The sequence below is a fragment of the Nonomuraea sp. NPDC001684 genome, assembly GCF_053596515.1.
On record NZ_JBSFGJ010000182.1, the window covers coordinates 1 to 17670 of the forward strand.

The following is a 17670-nucleotide window of genomic DNA, read 5'->3' on the forward strand; positions in this document are numbered from 1 at the left end:
CTCGGCAGCGCCTGCGCGGTGACGCCCACCACGCGGTGTCCGCGCAGCTCGGCGCCCACGTCGAGCCCGGCGCGCGCGTCGACGACGACCTCGCCCGCCGACCTCGGCTCGCGTCCCTTCGCGATGGTGAACGGGGTGAGCGCGGCCGACTCCCAGCCGTGCCCGGTGAAGCCGCCGAAGGGGAACGTCACCTCGGGGATCACTTTGTCGGCCCGGATCGCCGCCACGACCGACTCGGGCAGCCAGGCGCGTTCCGTCAGGGGCTTGGCCTTGGTCTTGCTCTTGCCGTCGCCCTTGTCGACGGTCTGGCGCACGTACTGGTCGGCGGCCACGATCGCGGGGGCGCCGGCGTACCGCTCGGGGGCGACGCCGCCGCGCAGGCCGGTCTCCAGCAACATCAGGCACGCGCACACCAGGGCGGCGGCGCACAGCAGCGCGAAGAACGCGCCGGCGAACGCGGCCTTCCTGTGCCGCAACGTCCTCAACGCCAAGGTGATCATCGCGTCCACGCTCCCAGCCTGGTCATGCGCTCGGCCACCTTGTCGGCGGTCGGCGCGGTCATCGCGTCCACGATCCGGCCGTCGGCCAGGAACAGCACGGTGTCGGCGTACGAGGCGGCCACCGGGTCGTGTGTCACCATCACCACCGTCTGGCCCAGACCGTCCACCACCTCGCGCAGCAGCCTCAGCACGTCGCGGGCGGTCATCGTGTCCAGCGCGCCCGTCGGCTCGTCGCCGAACACCACCTCCGGCCTGGTGGCCAGCGCCCTGGCGATGGCCACCCGCTGCTGCTGGCCGCCCGAGAGCTGCGCGGGCCGGTGCCCGGTCCGGCCCTCCAGGCCGACCCGGCGCAGGATCTCCGCCAGCCAGTCGCGGTCCACGCGGGCCTTGGCCAGGCGCAGGGGGAGCGTGATGTTCTCGACGACGTCCAGCGCCGGGATCAGGTTGAACGCCTGGAACACGAACCCGATCCGCTGCCTGCGCAGCTCGGTCAGGCCGGTCTCGTCCATGCCCGACAGTTCCGTGCCGCCGAGCCGCACCGAGCCGGACGACGGCACGTCCAGGCCGGCCGCGCAGTGCAGGAACGTGCTCTTGCCCGACCCCGAGGGGCCCATCACCGCGGTGAACGACCCTTGCGGGATGCCCACCGACACCTCACGCAGGGCCGCCACCGCGCCCTGGCCCTTGCCGTACACCTTGCTCACGGCGTCCAACCGCACCACGTCCGTCATGGGTACAAGCCTGCTGGCCTGCGCGTACGCCGACCAGAGACGCGATCACCGATCACTCATGACGTCCTCATGATCCGGACATTTAGTCATATTTCTCCGGGCCCTGGACAGCTCGCGGACGACCGACGAGAAGGGCGACCCCCAGACCTGGGGATCGCCCTTCAGCGGGACCGCCGACTTACCTTCCGGTCGGCACGCCCGGCTGCTCGGCGGACGTCCGCGGCCGCGGAACCCGGTTGTCACGCAGGTACTCGACCTCGGTACGCAGGTTCGCCAGCAGCTTGGCCGCGATGTCCTGGCTGAAGCCGTTGCGGATGACGAAGCGGATGACGGCGATGTGCTCCAGGTTGGGCGGCAGGTAGTACGTCGGGGCCTGCCAGCCGTGCATCTTCAGCCGTTCGGCCAGGTCGAAGACGGTGAAGCCGTCGAAACCGGGAGCGGTCCGGACGGCGAGCACCGGCAGTTCCGAGCCGTCGGCGATGAGCGAGAGCTCGGGCAGCTTGGCGATCTCGTCGCCGAGGTAGGTCGCCACGTCCCGGCAGGTCTGCTGGACGGCGCGGTAGCCGTCGAAGCCGAGCCGCAGGAAGTTGTAGTACTGGGCGACCACCGGCGCGCCGGAGCGGGAGAAGTTGAGCGTGAAGGTGTCGATGTTGCCGCCGAGCAGGTCGCAGGAGAGCACCAGGTCTTCGGGCAGCGCGTCGGGCTCCTGCCAGACGATCCAGCCGACGCCCGGGTACACCAGGCCGAACTTGTGCCCCGAGGTGTTGATCGACTGCACCCGGGGGAGCCGGAAGTCCCACACCCGGTCGGGCTCCAGGAACGGGGTGATGAAACCGCCCACGGCGGCGTCGACGTGCAGCGGGATCTTCAGGCCGCGCTCGGCCTCCAGCCGGTCGAGTTCGGCCGACATCTGCTCGATCGGGTCGTACTTGCCGCACTGCGTGGAGCCGAGCACGCCGACGACGCCGATGGTGTTCTCGTCGCAGAACTCCCTGAGCCGGGAGGCGGACAGCGTGTAGGCCGGCTCCTCGATCGGGATCCAGCGCGGCTCGACGTCCCAGTACTGGCAGAACTTCGGCCAGCAGGTGTGGACGGCGGTGCCCATCACGAGGTTGGGCCGGTCGACGGGCAGCCCGGCCGCCCGGCGCCGCTCGCGCCACTGGAACTTCATCGCCAGCGCGCCGAGCATGGCCGCCTCGCTGGAGCCGCCCGTGGAGCAGCCGACGCTGACGCCGTTTGGATCGTTCCACAGATGGTCGAGCATGTTGACGCAGCGCGCCTCGATGTCGGCCGTCTGCGGGTACTGGTCGTGGTCGACGATGTTGCGGTCGAGGGTTTCGGCGATGAGCTCGCGGGCCTGCGGCTCCATCCAGGTGGTGCAGAACGTGGCAAGGTTGAGCCGGGCGTTGCCGTCGAGAAGGAGCTCGTCACGGATGAGCGCCTGGGCCGCGCTGGGGTTCATCGGGCTGGCCGGCATCTTGAAGCGCGGCACGCCGCCCTCGGGCACCAGGCCGTTGTAGAGGGGGTTGACATCGAGCGCTTCCTGCCACCGGTCGGATTCGACTCGTCTGAGCATGAGCTTCACCTTCTCGATGAGTTCTGTGATGTCGAGCACTCACAGTAGGCAAGTTTTTACTGTCAGTCAACGCTCGTTTTACCGAGAGCCAGTGGGCCGCACACCGAGGAGAGGCACGTTGACGGCAGAGCCGGTGTTCGTGAGGTTCCAGAGTCCCGCGCCGAACGGCCGCGGGACGTACCCAGGGGTGTTCGGGCTGGTCAACAGCCTCGCCGAGCAGGGTCTTCTGTCGGACGAGGAGGAGGCGTTCAGGCGCGAGAACAACGCGTGGTACGAGGCCAGCTTCACCGACCCGACGACCGTGGACCCCGACGTCTACCGCCGCGACGTCAACCCGATGGCGGCGGCATAGGGTGGGCGGCCGGATGGTGGCTTGTGGGAGGAATGGCTGGTTATGGATGCCGATGTGATCATTGTGGGGGCCGGGCCGACCGGTCTCATGCTGGCGGCGGAGTTGCGGCTGGCCGGGGTGCGGCCGTTGGTGCTGGAGCGGAAGGCGCAGCGCAGGGACGTCCCGAAGGCCGGCGGGCTCGGCGGGCAGATCCTGGAGCTGCTGCGGTACCGCGGCCTGCTGGACCGGTTCGCGGCGGCCTGCACCGAGCCGATGCCGGCGCCCAGGTTCCCGTTCGGCGGGGTGCACCTGGATCTCACCCAGCTGGCCGACCCGCCGATGCACGCCCTGCCGCTGCCGCAACAGCTCCTTGAGCGGCTGCTGGAGGAGCGCGCCGGCGAGCTCGGCGTCGAACTGCGCCGCGGCCACGAGGTGGTCGGGGCGAGCCAGGACGACACCGCGGTGACCCTGGACGTACGCGGACCGGACGGCCCCTACCAGGTGACCGCCCGGTACGTGGTGGGATGCGACGGCGCGCGCAGCCGGGTCAGGGAGCTGGCCGGCATCGCCTTCCCCGGCACCGTCTATCCCGAGGTCAACCGGCTGGCCCAGGTCACCCTGCCCGACGAGGTGACCGTGCTCGGCAACGGCGATCTCGACGTGCCCGGCTTCGGCGTGATCCGCGCCGGTTTCACCCGGACCGAGAGCGGCCTGCTCGGCGTCGGCTCGTCGCCGGACTCCAGGGTCGTCTCGCTCTACACCACCGAGGACGAGAGCACCGAGTACGACGACGACGTCCCGATGACCGTGCCGGAGCTGCAGGACAGCCTGCGCCGCGTGGTGGGCGTGGACCTGCGGGTGGGGGAGGCGCTGCGGCTGTCGCGGTTCACGTTCAAGGCGCGGCAGGCCGAACGGTACCGCGACGGGCGGATCCTGCTGGCCGGGGACGCGGCTCACCTGTTCCCGGCGACCGGGATCGCGCTCAACGCGGGCATGCTCGACGCGGTCAACCTGGCCTGGAAGCTGGCCGCCGAGGTGCGGGGGTGGGCGCCGTCCGGGTTGCTGGCGACGTACCAGGAGGAACGTCAGCTGGCGGGCGCGCGCACCATGCGGCACACGCGCGCCCAGGTGGCGCTGCGCCGCGGGCACGACGCGGCCGCCGAGGCGCTCCGGGAGGTCTTCCAGGAGCTGCTGACGGACGAGCAGCCGCTGCGCCGCATGGGCGCGATGGTGGCCGGTAGCGACATCCGCTACCCGATGCCCGGTTCGCACCCTCACCCGCTGGCCGGCGCGTTCGCCCCCGATCTCACCCTGCACACCGGGCAGGGCATGACCGGCGTCGCGGAGCTCATGCACGCCGCGCGGCCCGTCCTGCTCGATCTCGCCGACCGCGCGGACCTGCGCGAGGTCGCCGCCGAGTGGCGGGACCGGGTCGACGTGCACACGGCCAAGACCGACCAGCGCCCGGCCGACGTGCTGCTGATCCGTCCGGACGCGCACGTCGCCTGGGCGGCCGGCCCGGACGAACCGGCCGGCACGGCCGCGCCCGCGCTGCGCGAGGCCCTGTCCACCTGGTTCGGCGCCCCCTGACGGCGCGCCACCCCTGGAACACCGCCTGCGCCGGGACCGGCCCCTGTCGAACGCGGGTGACGCCGGCGCTCAGTCGAACCAGACGACCAGGCGCACGCCGTCGGGCCCGAACCGTCGCGCCGGCGCCCGCATGACCTCGAAGACGGCCGCCCATCCGGTCTCCGGTCCCAGCAGGTCGAGACGGGTCAAGGGAACGGATCCGGCCGCGGGGCGTGCCGTCAGGTCCAGGTCGCGCAGCTCCGCCCAGGAGACCCAGGTGCACCCGTGCACGGCGGGGTCGAGGCGGGCGGTGTCCTCGTACTCGGCGCGGACCGGTCCCGACACGTCGTCCGGCAGGCCGCGGCCGGTCGCGACCGGCGGCCACCCCAGCCGGTCGCGGATGCCGAACAGGCAGGCGAACGACTCGTGGTCCTGGTCGTCGTAGAGCGGGTGGAGCGGGATGGAGGCGGCCGTCCAGGGGTCGCCTTCGTACCAGTCCTCGTGGGCGAGCGGGTGACGGGCCTCGATGAAGCCGTAGATGTCGGTGCTCATGGGGAGAGGGTAGGAAGCGACGCCTCCGGTCAGGGGCGGTTCATGTGGAGGTGCAGGTCGCGCAGCAGGCAGACCTCCGACAGGTGGTGGATGAGCTCGCGGTGGACGTGCAGGACCAGGTCGGCCATGGGGGCCTCCGGGAAGGGCTCCGCGTCGCCCATGGGCGCGCGCAGGCCGGCCTCGCCGAGCTCCCGCACGCCCGCCTGCCACCGCTCGGCCTCCGTGTCGAGCTGGTCGAGCGCCGCGGCCGCGCCGCCGGCGTACTCCCAGGTCTCGTACGAGGCCGGCGGCGCCCCGAAGTGCACCGCGTTGCGGACGGCCAGCACGCCGACGATGACGTGGCCGAGCCGCCAGGCGATCGTGGTGAAGGGCGGCGGCACCGGCTGGGGGAAGGCGAAGTCGATCGTGTGGCCGCCCGCGCCGGCCTGGACGGGCGCCGTGGAGGTGCCGCGCGGCCGTACGCTCCAGGCGTCCGGCACCGGCGACCAGAAGTACTCCTCGTCGGTCAGGCCGTCGAGCCGGGCCCGGAGCTGGTGGTTCCAGTGGAACTCCCACTGCTCGCGCAACGTGCGGTTCCAGTCGAGTGTGTGTGCGTCCATGGAACCACGATCACCCCACCGGCGGACAGGATCGGTCCGCTTTCTGGCAGGGTGGCGGCATGGACGAGACGGGCGGCGCGGAGCGGGGCACGACCGAGCGGGTGCTGACCCTCCTCGGCCTGTTGCAGCAACGTCAGGTCTGGACCGGCCCCGAGCTGGCCGGGCGGCTCGGCGTCACGTCGCGCACGGTCCGCCGTGACGTGGAACGGCTGCGCGCGCTCGGCTACCAGGTGCACGCCGGCCAGGGCATCGGCGGCGGCTACCGGCTCGGGCCCGGCCAGGACCTGCCGCCGCTGCTGCTCGACGACGAGGAGGCCATCGCCACCGCCGTGTCGCTGCTCGCCGGGGCGGACAGCGCGGTCGCGGGCGCCGGCGACGCCGCGATCCGGGCGCTGGCCAAGCTCGACACGGTGCTGCCCGCCCGGCTCCGGTACGAGGTGCGCGCGCTGTCCGGGGCGGTGGAGTCGTTCGGCGGCGGGCGCGTGCCGGTCGATCCCGAGGTGCTCATGACGCTGGCCAGGGCCTGCCGGGACGAGGTCGAGGCCGGCTTCGACTACCCGTCAGGAGGGCGGGTGGGGCGGCGGCGGGTGGAGCCGTACCGGCTGGTGACCTCCGACCGGCGCTGGTACCTGCTCGCCTACGACCTCGACCGGGACGGCTGGCGCAGCTTCCGGGTGGACCGGATGGCGGCGGTGGCCGCGCGCACCTTCCGGTTCCGGCCGCGCCCGGCGCCGGACGCGGCGGCGTACGTGCAGGAGGGCGTGGCGAGCCGGGCCTACCCGCACCAGGCGCGTTTCCTCCTGCACGCCCCGGCCGCCACGGTACGCGCGCAGGTCCCCGCGTCGGCGGCCGTCGTGCGGGAGCGCGGGAGCGACCGGTGCGAGCTGGTCAGCGGCGCGGGCAGCCTCGACTACGTGCTCATGCACGTGGTCGCGCTGGGCCACGACTTCGAGGTGCTCGACCCGCCGGAGCTGGCGGAACGCTGCCGGGAGCTGGCCCGCAGGCTGGCCTCGGCCGGGGCGGTCAGGCCGTCGGGGTGACGGGGGCGGTGTCGAGGGTGAAGGTCTCGACGATCTCGGTGCAGGTGCCGTGCTCGCCCATCACGCACAGCGCGAGGGCCTGGTAGGTGGCGGTGAAGGCCGACGGCGCGGCGAGGAGGCCCAGGTCGAGCGGGTGGTCCCGCTGCTGGAGCCGGGTGAGGGTGATGTGCGGGCGGAACAGGTCGCCGATCTCGTCGTAGCCGTAGAGGTCGAGGTTGGCGCGGGCCGTGGGCGGCGCGGTGAGCCGGTGGTCGGCCAGCACGCGGCCGACCGGGTCGCGGTGGCGCAGGCCCGTGCGCAACGGGTTGAGCGCGGCGACGACGTCCTCCTGGAGCCGGGTGATCGCGTCCGTCTTCCGGAAGAACAGCTCGACCATGCCCTGGTCGTTGGCGGCGAAGGACTCGCCTTCCAGGAGCGTCGCGGAGGTGCGGCCGCTGAGGTCGCGCAGCAGCGCGACGGCCTTTTCCAGCTGGTCGGGGGTGAAATTGGCCATGTAGAGGGAGATGTGCGGGTAGAGGCCGTCCTCGCGCAGGACGAACTCGGTCGCGGCGGCCTCCGCGCAACGCCGGCTCAGGCGCACGGCCTCGGCGTTGACGTCGTGCGGCGGCAACAGGACAACGTCGTAGACCGGGAGATCGCCCATAGGGGATGAGTGTAGGACGGACCGGGGGCGGTGCGCGCGGGCGGCCTGCCGTCGCAGGGCCAGGCGTACGGCCGGGAACGCGTAGGCGGCCAGCGGCGCCAGCAGGAACACCGCCCCGGCCGCGCGCTGGTCGGCCAGCGGGTCGGGCACCCCGGGCGGGGCCGCCAGGGCGAACCACTCCGCCGCGACGGCCGGGCCTGCCAGCAGGTACGTCCCCAGCCCCAGGTACGCGACGGCGGCCACGGCCAGCAACCGGACCCGCGCGGCCCACGGGAACGGCCTGGGCAGCGGGTCGAGGTCGAGCACCGCCCAGGCGACCAGCAGGCCCACCCCGGCGGACACGGCCATGGTGACCAGGTGGGGCGCGTACCCGGCGAGCGACCAGGGCAGCCACGGCGTGCCGTACAGCAGCAGGAGCAGCACCGGGACGGCGGCCGTCACCAGCGCGGGACGGGTGAGACGGCGACCGAGGACGCGGTCGCCGATCGGGCCGTACTGGGAGCCGGGGCCGGTGGCCCGCGCGGCCAGGGTGAGCGGCGCGCCCGCGCACAGCAGGAGCGGCGCGACGACGGCGAGCACGACGTGCTGCACGGCCTGGGCCGACGACATCGCCCGCGCGTACCCGCCCACGCCGCCGAACAGCGCGACCGCGGCCAGGGACAGCCCGGCGTGCCAGGAGAGCGTGCGCAGGACCGGCCAGCCGGGCACCCGGCGCAGACCGGCCAGGTAACCGGCGGCGGGCAACGCCAGCAGCAGCAGGACGAGCGGGTCGAACCGCACCTCGCTGAGCAGGGCGCCGGGCGAGAAGGGCGCGAGCGCGTACTCCAGGACGGGATGGTCGTGCCCGCCGCCCGCGCCGGGCGGCGGCGGGGTGCGCGAGAGGCCGACGGCCAGCCCCGTCGCCGCCACCATCACGATCACCTCGCCCGCGGCCAGCCGGACGAACGTGCCCCGCACCCCCCGGTCGGCCACACCGGCCACGGTACGCAGACGGTGCCGCCGGCCGAACCAGGCCAGCACCGCCAGGGCGGCGACCTTGGCCAGCAGCAGCAGGCCGTACCGGCTCAGCCACAGGTCGGACAGGCGGTCGAGCCGCACCCAGCCGCTGACCACGCCGGAGAGGGCGACGGCGGCGAAGCAGCACAGCGCGATCGTGCTGAACCGGGGCAGCACCACGCGCAGGTCGGCCGAGCGCCGGAAGTGCACCAGCACCGCGGCCAGGCCGCCCACCCACACCGACACCCCCAGCAGATGGGCCATCAACGCGGACACGGCGATGTCGTGGTCGGCCGCCGAGGCGGCATGGCCCACGTAGGCGGGCGGCAGCAGCCCGAACGCCGCCACGGCCAGCGGCACCCAGGCGGGCAGCCGGCGCACGAGCGTGGCCACCGCCACCGCGAACGTCGTGACCAGCACCACCAGGAGCGCCTGCGTCTGCGGGAGCGAGGTGCCGAAGTCGAGCATGCCGGGCTCGGCGAGCAGGTACCGCACCGGCATCGGGATGAAGCTGGACAACGTGAACACGTAACCGGCCAGGGCGGCGACCGCCCACCCCAGCGCCCACCAGCCCGCCGCGCGCAGGCACCGCGCCGACTCCGGCGAGCCGGCCGGGGCCAGCGCGGACGCCGCCAGCAACGTCCCCACGCACGCCACCGCGCACAGGTCGAGGGCGAGGCGAGCCAGCGGCAGCCCCCAGTCGGTGACCGGACCGGCGGTGGGCAGCCCGAAGACCTCCACCGTGCCGGCGCCGCCGCCGAAGCGCAGCACCGCGACCAGCACCAGGACGCCCACGCCGACCGCGAACACGGCGTACGTCCGGGCAGAAGCTCTCATAGCCGACCCGCCAGGTTGTCGGAGGCCAGGAACCAGGCCGCGCCGCCCGGGGCGGGCGCGACCCCCACATGCTCCCACGGGGTCCCAGGCCGGGCCAGGCGCGAGCGAGGTCTGCTTCGAGCGCACACGCGGAGATACGCGCGCCCGCCGCCCCCGGTTCAGCAGGTCAGGGGTGGAGCCCCAGAAGGGTGACGGCCTGCTCGCGCATCTCGACCTTGCGGATCTTGCCCGTGACCGTCATCGGGAACCCGTTGACCAGGTGCACGTAACGGGGGACCTTGTAGTGGGCCAGGCGGCCGGCGCAGAAGTCCCTGATCGCCTCGGCGGTCAGCGGCTCGGTGCCGGGGCGCATGACGATCCAGGCCATCAGCTCCTCGCCGTACTTCTCGTCCGGCACGCCGATCACCTGGACGTCTGCGATGTCGGGATGCGTGTACAGGTACTCCTCGACCTCGCGCGGATAGACGTTCTCGCCGCCGCGGATGACCATGTCCTTGATCCGGCCGACGATGTTGACGTAGCCCTCGGCGTCCATGGTGGCCAGGTCGCCGGTGTGCATCCAGCGGGCCTCGTCGATCGACTCGGCCGTCTTGTCCGGCTCGTTCCAGTAGCCGAGCATCACCGAGTAGCCGCGGGTGCACAGCTCGCCCGGCTCACCCCGGGGCACCGCGAGCCCGGTCTCTGGGTGCACGATCTTCACCTCCAGGTGCGGCATCACCTGACCGACCGTCTCGGTGCGCCGTACCAGCCCGTCGTCGCGGCGGGTCATCGTCGACACGGGGGACGTCTCGGTCATGCCGTAGCAGATCGCCACCTCGCTCATGTGCATCTCGCCGATCACCCGCTTCATCACCTCGACGGGGCACGGCGAGCCCGCCATGATGCCGGTGCGCAGCGACGACAGGTCGAAGTCGGCGAAGCGCGGATGGCCCAGCTCGGCGATGAACATCGTCGGCACGCCGTACAGGGAGGTGCACCGCTCGGCCTCCACGGCCCGCAGCGTGGCTTCGGCGTCGAAGCCGGGCGCGGGCAGCACCACGCAGGCGCCGTGCGAGGTCGCGCCCAGGTTGCCCATCACCATGCCGAAGCAGTGGTAGAGCGGCACCGGCAGGCAGACCCGGTCGTCCTCGGTGTAGCCGACGCCCTCGCCGACGAAGTAGCCGTTGTTGAGGATGTTGTGGTGCGACAGCGTCGCGCCCTTGGGGAAGCCGGTCGTGCCCGAGGTGTACTGGATGTTGATCGGGTCGTCGAAGGACAGCGTGGCCGCCCGTGCCCGCAGCGCGGCGGGGTCGGCGCGGCGGCCGGTCTCGACCAGCTCGTCCCAGCCGGGCTCGCCGATGAACACCACCTGCGTGAAGCCGATCTCGGCGAGCATCGCGCGGTAGTCGCTCGTCTTGTGCTCGACGGCGCTGACCAGCAGCCGCATGCCCGACTGGCGGACCACGTAGTCCAGCTCGTGGGCGCGGTAGGCCGGGTTGATGTTGACCAGGATCGCGCCGATCTTGGCGGTGGCGTACTGCGTCAGCACCCATTCGGCGCAGTTGGGGGCCCAGATGCCGACCCGGTCGCCCTTGGCGATGCCCCTGGCCAGCAGGCCGAGCGCCACCTCGTTCACCGCGGCGTCGAACTCGGCGTACGTCCAGCGCCGCCCGCTCGCCATCTCGACCAGCGCCTCGCGGCCGGCGTACCGGGCCGCGGCGCGTTCCAGGTTCTCCCCGATCGTCTCGCCCAGCAGGGGGAGCGCGGAGACGCCGGACGCGTAGGAGAGCAGTGAGTCACCCATGCCCGAAGCATCCGCCAGGGCGGTGCGGCACGCTACCCCCGTTCAGGGGTAGCCGCGGGACGCCGGCCGCGTGCCATGCTGGGGACATGGCGGTGACACATCTTCCGTCGAGTGCCCTGGCCCCGCAGGCCGCCGTGCTCCTGCGGGCCGCCCTCACCCGGATGCGGCACGTCGTCGGGCTGCCCGTCCTGTTCGGCGGGGCGGTGTCGGCCCCGGGCGGCGCCGTGCGGCTCACCGAGGTGACGGGGGTCCGCACGGACGTGCTGCGCGGGCTCGCCATCCACACCGGCAGCGGCCTGGGCGGCCGGGTCCTGGTCACCGCCCGGCCGGGCAGCGTCGAGGACTACGTCACCGACTCCCGCATCAGCCACGAATACGACAGGCCGGTGGCGGCGGAGGGCCTGCGGGCGATCGCGGCCGTCCCCGTCGTGGTGGGCGAGACGGTCTACGGGCTGCTCTACGGCGGCGTCCGCGAGCCGCTGCCGCTCGGCACCCGCGTCCTCGACGGCATGAACCAGATCGCCGCCCGGCTCGGCGTCGAGCTGGCCGTACGCGCGGAGGTGGAGCGGCGGGTGGCCGCGCTGGAGACGGCCGCGATCACCGGCGCCGCCCGCGAACGGCCCGCCGGCCCCGAATGGGAGCAGCTGCGCGAGGCGCACGCCGAGCTGCGCTCGATCGCCCAGGAGGTCGCCGACCCGGTCCTGCGCGAGCGGCTGCAGGGCGTCTGCGACCGGCTGACCTCGCCGGACGGCGGCCCCGTCCCGGCCAACCCGCTCTCGCCCCGGGAGCTCGACGTGCTCTCCCTGGTCGCGGTCGGCTGCGGCAACGCCGAGGTCGGCCGGCGGCTCGACCTGAAGCCGGAGACGGTCAAGAGCTACCTGCGCAGCGCGATGCGCAAGCTCGGCACCCACACCCGCATGGAGAGCGTGGTCTCGGCCAGACGCGCCGGCTACCTCCCCTGACGCGGCGGATTTACCAACTACGGACGATGACCGCCGGCGCCGCCGACCGGTTCCGGGTAGGCCCCCCACCATGACTGCTTGGACGAACGACGAACTCGACCGGATCGCCGCCGCCGAGGAGCTGCAGATCGCGTCCCTGCGCGGCGACGGCGAGCTGCGCCGCCCGGTGACGATCTGGGTCGTCCGCCTCGGCGACGACCTGTACGTCCGAGCCGTGAACGGGCGGGACGGCACCTGGTTCCGCGGCGCCCAGGAGCGCGGACGCGGCCGGATCCAGGCCGGGGGCGTCGACAAGGGCGTCACGTTCGCCGACGCCGACCAGGAGCTCAACGACCGGATCGACGCCGCGTACCGGGCCAAGTACCGCCACTACCCGGAGAGCATCGTGGACTCGGTGGTCAGCGGGCAGGCGCGGGCCGCCACGATCAGGCTCGTGCCGCGCTCCTGACCGGCCCGGCAACGACAGGTCCGAAGGCCGCCAGCGTCCGGCCCGCACCGGCGGCGACAGTGGGACGCATGAACACTGTCGTGGATCAGCACGTCCGCATTGAACCCAACATCCTCTACTTCGGCACCCCCGTCGTCCTGATCTCCACCGTGAACGAGGACGGCACCCCCAACCTCGCCCCCATGTCGTCGGCCTTCTGGCTGGGCTGGCGCGGCATGCTGGGGCTCGGGGCCAGGTCGAAGACGTCCCAGAACCTGTTGCGGACCGGCGAGGGCGTGCTCAACCTGCCGTCCGACGCGCTCGCCCCGCAGGTGGACCGGCTGGCGCTGACCACCGGGAGCGACCCGGTGCCCGAGCGCAAGCACCAGCGCGGCTACCGGTTCGTGCCGGACAAGTTCCAGCGGGCCGGGCTGACCGCCGTCCCGTCGGAGACGGTGGCCGCGCCCCGGGTGGCCGAGTGCCCGGTCGCCATGGAGGTCGTGGTGGAGGAGACGCACCCGGTCGGCGACGGCGGGGTGCTCGCGTTCGAGGTGCGGGTGCAGCGGGTCTGGGTGCACGAGGACATCCGGATGAAGGGCACCGACGACCACATCGACCCCGACGCCTGGCGTCCGCTCATCATGAGCTTCCAGAAGCTGTACGGCCTGGGCCCGCAGGTGCACCCGTCCACGCTGGCGAGCATCCCGGAGCGGCACTATCGCAGCGCCGACCTCGAACGCGCGCGCACCCTCTAGAGGCACTCCAGCAGCGGCAGCCAGGTGCGGTGGGCGCACAGCTCCATGATCCGCTCCCGGGGCAGCCACTCCGCACCGGTGCTCTCCGACTCCGCCGGCGGCGCGGTCGCGGCGCCGGGCGCCGCCAGCCGCGCCCGGAACATCACCATGTACGTCAGCGGCGCGTAGCGGTAACCGGCGGGAGCCGGGCGCAGCAGCTCGACGCGCTGCCACGCGAACACCGACAGGGCGGACGGCTCCAGGAGGAGGCCGGTCTCCTCCTGGAGCTCCCGGACCGCGGCCTCGGTGGCGCTCTCCCCGGCCTCCAGGTGGCCGCCCGGCACGTCCCAGCCGCGTCCGGGCCGGTCGACGCAGGTGAGCAGGGTCCTGCCGACGCCGTCGGTGACGAACGCGAACGCCGACGTCGTGCCGGCGGCGGGCGGGAGGTCCGGGGAGAGGATCACGTCGAGGCGGTGCTCGACGGGGATCCACGGCACGGTGCGGGAGGCCATCACACGGGTCATGCCTCCATTTCACACGCCCTTGCGCATGGCCCGGTTGCCCAGGTACAGGCCGATCGCGGCGACCAGGCAGGCCGACGCGGTGCCGTACAGGACGGAGGGGTTCGCGAGGTCGCCGGAGAACAGCGCGCGCTGGCCTTCGACGATGTACGTGACCGGGTTCGCCGCACCGACGGCGCGCAGCCACCCGGGCGCGGTGTCCAGGGGCAGCAGCACGCCCGACAGCAGCAGCAGGGGGAACAGGATCGACTGGCTGACGACGTAGAACAGCGTCCCGCCCGGCGCCGACCGGATGGCCAGGACGAACGAGAACGCCCCCAGCCCCACCCCGAACACGGTGAGCTGCGCCAGCCCCGCCAGGACGCCCGCCGGATACAGCTCGAACCCCAGCGGGACGGCCAGCACGATGATCAGCACGGCCTGGGCCAGCAGGACCACCATCGCCTTCATCGCCCGGCCCACCAGCATCGCCGTCCGGTTCAGCGGCGTGACCAGCATGCGTTCCAGCGAGCCGCCGATCAGCTCGACCAGCAGCGTGTAACCGGCCGACATCGGCCCGGTCAGGCACATCATGACCAGGATGCCCGGCACGAACCACTGCCACGACGAGCCCACCGCGCCGTCCAGCAGCGCGCCGAACAGGAACAGGAACAGCAGCGGCTGGCCCATCTCGAACAGCAGCGCGACCGGCTCGCGCAGGACCGGCCGGAACTCGCGGGTGAAGACGGTGGCGGTGTCACGCAGGAAGGTCGTCATCGGTGAGGCTTCTCCCGGTGAGGGTGAGGAACACGTCGTCAAGGGTGGGGCGCGCGGTCTCGGCGGCGGTCACCTTGATCCCGGCGGCGTCCAGCGCCCGCAGGCAGCCGGGGAGCGCGGCGGGCGCGTTCGCCACCCGCACCCGCACGGTGACGCCCTCGGCCTGGCCGCCGGTCAGCTCGGCGGCCCTGGCGGCGTCCTGGGCGGTGTCCGTGGTGACCGTGACGGTGTCGCCCGCCAGGTCGTTCTTGAGCTGCTCGGCCGTGCCGTCGGCGATGATCGAGCCGTTGTCGATGATCATCACCCGTTCGGCCATGTTGTCGGCCTCCTCCAGGTAGTGGGTGGTGAGGAAGATCGTGGTGCCGTACGCCTCGCGCAGGCGCAGGATGTGCCGCCAGATGTCGGCGCGGCTCTTCGGGTCGAGGCCGGTCGAGGGCTCGTCGAGGAAGAGCAGGTCGGGGCGGTGGATCAGGCCGAGCGCGATGTCCAGGCGGCGGCGCTGGCCGCCGGACAGCGTGCCCGGCCTGCGGCTCGCCAGGTCCTCCAGGTCGAGCAGGCGCATCAGCTCGCCGGCCCGCGCGACGGCGTCGGAGACGGTCAGGCCGTAGCAGCGGCCCTGCGTGACGAGCTCGTCCCGGACGCGGAAGCTCTCGCCCGCGCTGTTCTTCTGGCCGACGTAGCCGATGCGGGAGCGCACGCCGGCCGGGTCGCGGGTGACGTCGTGGCCGGCGACGACGGCGGTGCCGGAGGTGGGCGGGAGCAGGGTCGTGAGCAGGCGGAGGGTGGTGGACTTGCCGGCGCCGTTGGGGCCGAGGAAGGCGACGAGCCGGCCGGGTTCGACGTCGAGGTCGATGCCGCGTACGGCTTCGACGGTCTCCTTCTTCATCGTGAACACTCGGGTGAGGGCCCGGGTGTGGATCATGGGCGGTGCCTCCTGGGCATGGCGAAGAAGCCCCTGGTCAGGGGCCCTTTCGGGGATCGGTTCAGTTTGGGCCGGGCGGTATCGATTTGGCAAACGCGAATGTGACGTTCATATACGGCTCTGACCTGCGGAAACGACGTCCGGAGAGGTGGTCGCGGAAGGCGGATTTCCGGGCCTCGACATGGGGTTTCGCGCTTTTTCACGGAAAGACGTGATATTTCCGTGCTTGCGGCGTAAGTGGCGGCTCCGCGATGATCTCGGGCGTGAAACGCTTGTGGTTAATTGCGGTAATTGCCGCTGTCGGCATGACAGGGGTCGCGGAGGCGGCCGACGGTGTTCCCGGTGTCGACGTCAGCAACTGGACGGGCGACGTGGACTGGGCGAGCGTGGCCGCAGGCGGCGGCAAGTTCGCGTTCGTGCAGGCCACCGAGGGCACGAACTACCGCAACCCACGGTTCGACGCGCAGTTCGGCGGGGCCGCGACGGCCGGGCTCGTGCGTGGCGCTTATCACTTCGCGCAACCGCATGAATCCGACGGGACAGCGCAGGCCGACTATTTCCTGCAGAACGGCGGAAACTGGACCAGCGACGGTCAAACGCTGCCCGGAGTCCTCGATATCGAGGACAACCCGTACAAGGACAAGAACGGCAAGAACAACTGCTACGACCTGTCCGCCGAGGACATGGTCACCTGGATCAAGGACTTCACCAAGAAGTACCGGCAGCAGACCGGCCGGGACGCGATCATCTACACCACCACGAGCTGGTGGCAGACCTGCACGGGCAACTCCGGCGCGTTCAAGGCCAACCCGCTCTGGCTGGCCCGCTGGGGGAGCGACCCCGGCGAGCTGCCGAAGAGCTGGAAGCGGCACACGTTCTGGCAGTCGGCGGAGAAGGGCTCGCTGGCCGGCGGCCAGAACTCCTTCAACGGCTCGGAGTCCCAGCTGCGGTCGCTGGCCAACCCGCCGGCCCGGGTGTCGGTCTCCGGCCTGGTCAAGGGCAGGAAGCTCTACCGGGTCACGATCACGAACACCGGCCCGCACCCCGTCGAGGACATCGTGGTCTCCGGGCGCGCGTACGGCGGCCAGAAGGTGGTCAAGGCCCCCGGCTGCAAGTTCAGCGGCACGGCGGTGCGCTGCGTGGTCGGCAAGCTGGAGCGGGGCCAGAAGGCCGCCTTCACCTTCACCACCAGGCCGAAGCCGAAGGGCCGGGTCGGGATGGTCGTCGAGGTAGGAACGGTCACACTTGACCTCAAAAGCTGAAATATCGCGATAGGTAGGATAAAACCCGGGATCTCGGCTTAAGGGAGAAACGGGTGGCGCGGCGGCTGGTCCTGGCGGTGACCGCCCTGGTCATTCTGCTGGCGGGCGCGGCGTCCATGCCGTTGTCGACGTTCGTGCCGTCCAGGATCGTGCGCATCGCGTACGAGATCGAGCGGTACGACATCACGTACTCGTGGGGCGGCGGCCACGGCGAGCGGCCCGGCCCCACGAAGGGCACCTGCCTGGGCTACAGCGGCCGGATCAAGCCCTGCCCGGCCGCGCGCACCCGCGGCCTCGACTGCTCCGGCCTGGCCCGATGGGTGTACGCCCTGGCCAACGGAAGGGACGTGCTCGGCCCCGGCAACACCGACGACCACGTGCGCAGGATGCGGCCCGTCGAGCGCGGCCTGCCGGGCGACTTAGTCTTCTTCGGAAAAATCACGAAAAATAAGATCAAGACGCATCATGTGGGCATCTATCTGGGTCGTGGGAAGATGATGAACGCGCCTGAGACGGGGGCCTCGGTGCGCATTGACGATATTGGGCGAAGATCGGACTTCGCGGGCTTCTACCGGTACTGAAAGCGGGCGCTACCGGTACGGAAAAAGGGTGCCATGCTCCAGTTACACCTCCTTGGACCGCTCCACGCCACCATGGACGGCCGCCGGCTCGACCTCGGCTCCGCCCGGCAGCGCGCCGTGCTCGCCCGCCTGGTCGCCGCCGACGGCCAGGTCGTCTCGACCGACCGGTTCATCGAGGACCTGTGGCAGGGGCAGCCGCCGCCCAAGGCCCTGGCCGCGCTCCAGGTCTACGTCTCGAACCTGCGCCGGGTCCTCGAACCCGACCGGCCGCCGCGCGCCCCCGCCGGAGTGATCGTCAGCGCCCCGCCCGGCTACCGGCTCTGCCTGCCCGACGAGGCCGTGGACGCC

18 protein-coding genes and 1 pseudogene are annotated in these 17670 nt (G+C 72.2%); 9 read left to right on the forward strand and 10 right to left on the reverse strand.

Annotated features, from left to right (window positions below):
* From ACWCSD_RS27845 to ACWCSD_RS27855, 3 genes and pseudogenes are all read right to left on the reverse strand, one after another.
* Positions 1-500, reverse strand: a pseudogene (locus ACWCSD_RS27845) (ABC transporter permease); the annotation flags it as partial.
* Positions 497-1231, reverse strand: a complete 735-nt coding sequence (locus ACWCSD_RS27850; protein ID WP_449919117.1) for an ABC transporter ATP-binding protein — start codon at positions 1229-1231, stop codon at positions 497-499. The pseudogene ACWCSD_RS27845 and the gene ACWCSD_RS27850, both read right to left, overlap by 4 nt.
* Before the next feature lie 178 nt (positions 1232-1409).
* Positions 1410-2807, reverse strand: a complete 1398-nt coding sequence (locus ACWCSD_RS27855) for a glutamate decarboxylase (RefSeq protein WP_397154360.1) — start codon at positions 2805-2807, stop codon at positions 1410-1412.
* Between the two features lie 118 nt (positions 2808-2925).
* Here ACWCSD_RS27855 and ACWCSD_RS27860 point away from each other — a divergent pair, with 118 nt between their 5' ends.
* Positions 2926-3159, forward strand: coding sequence for a hypothetical protein (locus ACWCSD_RS27860; RefSeq protein ID WP_449919119.1), 234 nt, complete (start codon positions 2926-2928; stop codon positions 3157-3159).
* 54 nt (positions 3160-3213) lie between these two features.
* Positions 3214-4728: an FAD-dependent monooxygenase gene (locus ACWCSD_RS27865; RefSeq protein ID WP_449919121.1), complete on the forward strand. Its 1515-nt coding sequence runs from the start codon at positions 3214-3216 to the stop codon at positions 4726-4728.
* A 69-nt stretch (positions 4729-4797) separates the two neighbouring features.
* Here ACWCSD_RS27865 and ACWCSD_RS27870 read toward each other — a convergent pair whose 3' ends face one another.
* Positions 4798-5259 (reverse strand): hypothetical protein, encoded by a 462-nt coding sequence (locus tag ACWCSD_RS27870; RefSeq protein WP_449919123.1) that lies wholly within the window; start codon positions 5257-5259, stop codon positions 4798-4800.
* Between the two features lie 29 nt (positions 5260-5288).
* Positions 5289-5858: a DinB family protein gene (locus ACWCSD_RS27875; protein ID WP_397154354.1), complete on the reverse strand. Its 570-nt coding sequence runs from the start codon at positions 5856-5858 to the stop codon at positions 5289-5291.
* A gap of 59 nt (positions 5859-5917) precedes the next feature.
* On the opposite strand from ACWCSD_RS27875, the gene ACWCSD_RS27880 reads away from it, so the two are divergent.
* Entirely contained in the window at positions 5918-6898 is a 981-nt protein-coding gene (locus ACWCSD_RS27880; protein ID WP_397154352.1) for a helix-turn-helix transcriptional regulator, read from the forward strand.
* Here the strand turns inward: ACWCSD_RS27880 and ACWCSD_RS27885 are convergent.
* Together ACWCSD_RS27885 and ACWCSD_RS27890 are read right to left on the reverse strand one after the other, a co-directional pair.
* Positions 6882-9374: a bifunctional copper resistance protein CopD/cytochrome c oxidase assembly protein gene (locus ACWCSD_RS27885; protein ID WP_449919125.1), complete on the reverse strand. Its 2493-nt coding sequence runs from the start codon at positions 9372-9374 to the stop codon at positions 6882-6884. The genes ACWCSD_RS27880 and ACWCSD_RS27885 overlap by 17 nt on opposite strands.
* 166 nt (positions 9375-9540) lie before the next feature.
* Positions 9541-11157, reverse strand: coding sequence for an AMP-binding protein (locus ACWCSD_RS27890; RefSeq protein ID WP_387679772.1), 1617 nt, complete (start codon positions 11155-11157; stop codon positions 9541-9543).
* 86 nt (positions 11158-11243) lie between these two features.
* Between ACWCSD_RS27890 and ACWCSD_RS27895 the strand changes: the two genes are divergently transcribed.
* The 3 genes from ACWCSD_RS27895 to ACWCSD_RS27905 all read left to right on the forward strand — a co-directional run bounded on the left by ACWCSD_RS27895 (position 11244) and on the right by ACWCSD_RS27905 (position 13301).
* On the forward strand, positions 11244-12119 hold the full coding sequence (locus ACWCSD_RS27895) for a LuxR C-terminal-related transcriptional regulator (protein ID WP_358289821.1): 876 nt from the start codon (positions 11244-11246) through the stop codon (positions 12117-12119).
* A 70-nt stretch (positions 12120-12189) separates the two neighbouring features.
* Positions 12190-12567, forward strand: a complete 378-nt coding sequence (locus ACWCSD_RS27900) for a DUF2255 family protein (protein WP_358289818.1) — start codon at positions 12190-12192, stop codon at positions 12565-12567.
* 68 nt (positions 12568-12635) lie between these two features.
* On the forward strand, positions 12636-13301 hold the full coding sequence (locus ACWCSD_RS27905; protein ID WP_397154347.1) for a flavin reductase family protein: 666 nt from the start codon (positions 12636-12638) through the stop codon (positions 13299-13301).
* On the opposite strand, the gene ACWCSD_RS27910 is transcribed toward ACWCSD_RS27905, so the two are convergent.
* Genes ACWCSD_RS27910 through ACWCSD_RS27920 form a run of 3 tightly spaced genes read right to left on the reverse strand, consistent with a single transcriptional unit; the run spans position 13298 to position 15479 of the window.
* Positions 13298-13804, reverse strand: coding sequence for an NUDIX hydrolase (locus ACWCSD_RS27910; RefSeq protein ID WP_449919130.1), 507 nt, complete (start codon positions 13802-13804; stop codon positions 13298-13300). The genes ACWCSD_RS27905 and ACWCSD_RS27910 overlap by 4 nt on opposite strands.
* Positions 13805-13813: 9 nt before the next feature.
* Positions 13814-14557, reverse strand: a complete 744-nt coding sequence (locus tag ACWCSD_RS27915) for an ABC transporter permease (RefSeq protein ID WP_352355773.1) — start codon at positions 14555-14557, stop codon at positions 13814-13816.
* Positions 14538-15479: an ATP-binding cassette domain-containing protein gene (locus tag ACWCSD_RS27920; RefSeq protein ID WP_397154341.1), complete on the reverse strand. Its 942-nt coding sequence runs from the start codon at positions 15477-15479 to the stop codon at positions 14538-14540. The genes ACWCSD_RS27915 and ACWCSD_RS27920 overlap by 20 nt, the downstream gene beginning before the upstream one ends.
* A gap of 305 nt (positions 15480-15784) precedes the next feature.
* On the opposite strand from ACWCSD_RS27920, the gene ACWCSD_RS27925 reads away from it, so the two are divergent.
* The 3 genes from ACWCSD_RS27925 to ACWCSD_RS27935 form a co-directional block, all read left to right on the forward strand.
* Positions 15785-16741, forward strand: coding sequence for a lysozyme (locus tag ACWCSD_RS27925; protein WP_449919133.1), 957 nt, complete (start codon positions 15785-15787; stop codon positions 16739-16741).
* 53 nt (positions 16742-16794) lie between these two features.
* Entirely contained in the window at positions 16795-17322 is a 528-nt protein-coding gene (locus tag ACWCSD_RS27930) for a C40 family peptidase (RefSeq protein WP_449919135.1), read from the forward strand.
* Between the two features lie 33 nt (positions 17323-17355).
* Positions 17356-17670 (forward strand): AfsR/SARP family transcriptional regulator (locus tag ACWCSD_RS27935; RefSeq protein ID WP_449919137.1); only part of this gene is annotated, 315 nt, incomplete at its 3' end.

Bases quoted from the DNA above. Each gene is read 5' to 3' on its own strand.
- ACWCSD_RS27850 (WP_449919117.1), bottom strand. From the start codon at position 1,231: ATGACGGACGTGGTGCGGTTGGACGCCGTGAGCAAGGTGTACGGCAAG.
- ACWCSD_RS27855 (WP_397154360.1), bottom strand. From the start codon at position 2,807: ATGCTCAGACGAGTCGAATCCGACCGGTGGCAGGAAGCGCTCGATGTC.
- ACWCSD_RS27870 (WP_449919123.1), bottom strand. From the start codon at position 5,259: ATGAGCACCGACATCTACGGCTTCATCGAGGCCCGTCACCCGCTCGCC.
- ACWCSD_RS27875 (WP_397154354.1), bottom strand. From the start codon at position 5,858: ATGGACGCACACACACTCGACTGGAACCGCACGTTGCGCGAGCAGTGG.
- ACWCSD_RS27880 (WP_397154352.1), top strand. From the start codon at position 5,918: ATGGACGAGACGGGCGGCGCGGAGCGGGGCACGACCGAGCGGGTGCTG.
- ACWCSD_RS27885 (WP_449919125.1), bottom strand. From the start codon at position 9,374: ATGAGAGCTTCTGCCCGGACGTACGCCGTGTTCGCGGTCGGCGTGGGC.
- ACWCSD_RS27890 (WP_387679772.1), bottom strand. From the start codon at position 11,157: ATGGGTGACTCACTGCTCTCCTACGCGTCCGGCGTCTCCGCGCTCCCC.
- ACWCSD_RS27895 (WP_358289821.1), top strand. From the start codon at position 11,244: ATGGCGGTGACACATCTTCCGTCGAGTGCCCTGGCCCCGCAGGCCGCC.
- ACWCSD_RS27900 (WP_358289818.1), top strand. From the start codon at position 12,190: ATGACTGCTTGGACGAACGACGAACTCGACCGGATCGCCGCCGCCGAG.
- ACWCSD_RS27905 (WP_397154347.1), top strand. From the start codon at position 12,636: ATGAACACTGTCGTGGATCAGCACGTCCGCATTGAACCCAACATCCTC.
- ACWCSD_RS27910 (WP_449919130.1), bottom strand. From the start codon at position 13,804: ATGACCCGTGTGATGGCCTCCCGCACCGTGCCGTGGATCCCCGTCGAG.
- ACWCSD_RS27915 (WP_352355773.1), bottom strand. From the start codon at position 14,557: ATGACGACCTTCCTGCGTGACACCGCCACCGTCTTCACCCGCGAGTTC.
- ACWCSD_RS27920 (WP_397154341.1), bottom strand. From the start codon at position 15,479: ATGATCCACACCCGGGCCCTCACCCGAGTGTTCACGATGAAGAAGGAG.
- ACWCSD_RS27925 (WP_449919133.1), top strand. From the start codon at position 15,785: ATGACAGGGGTCGCGGAGGCGGCCGACGGTGTTCCCGGTGTCGACGTC.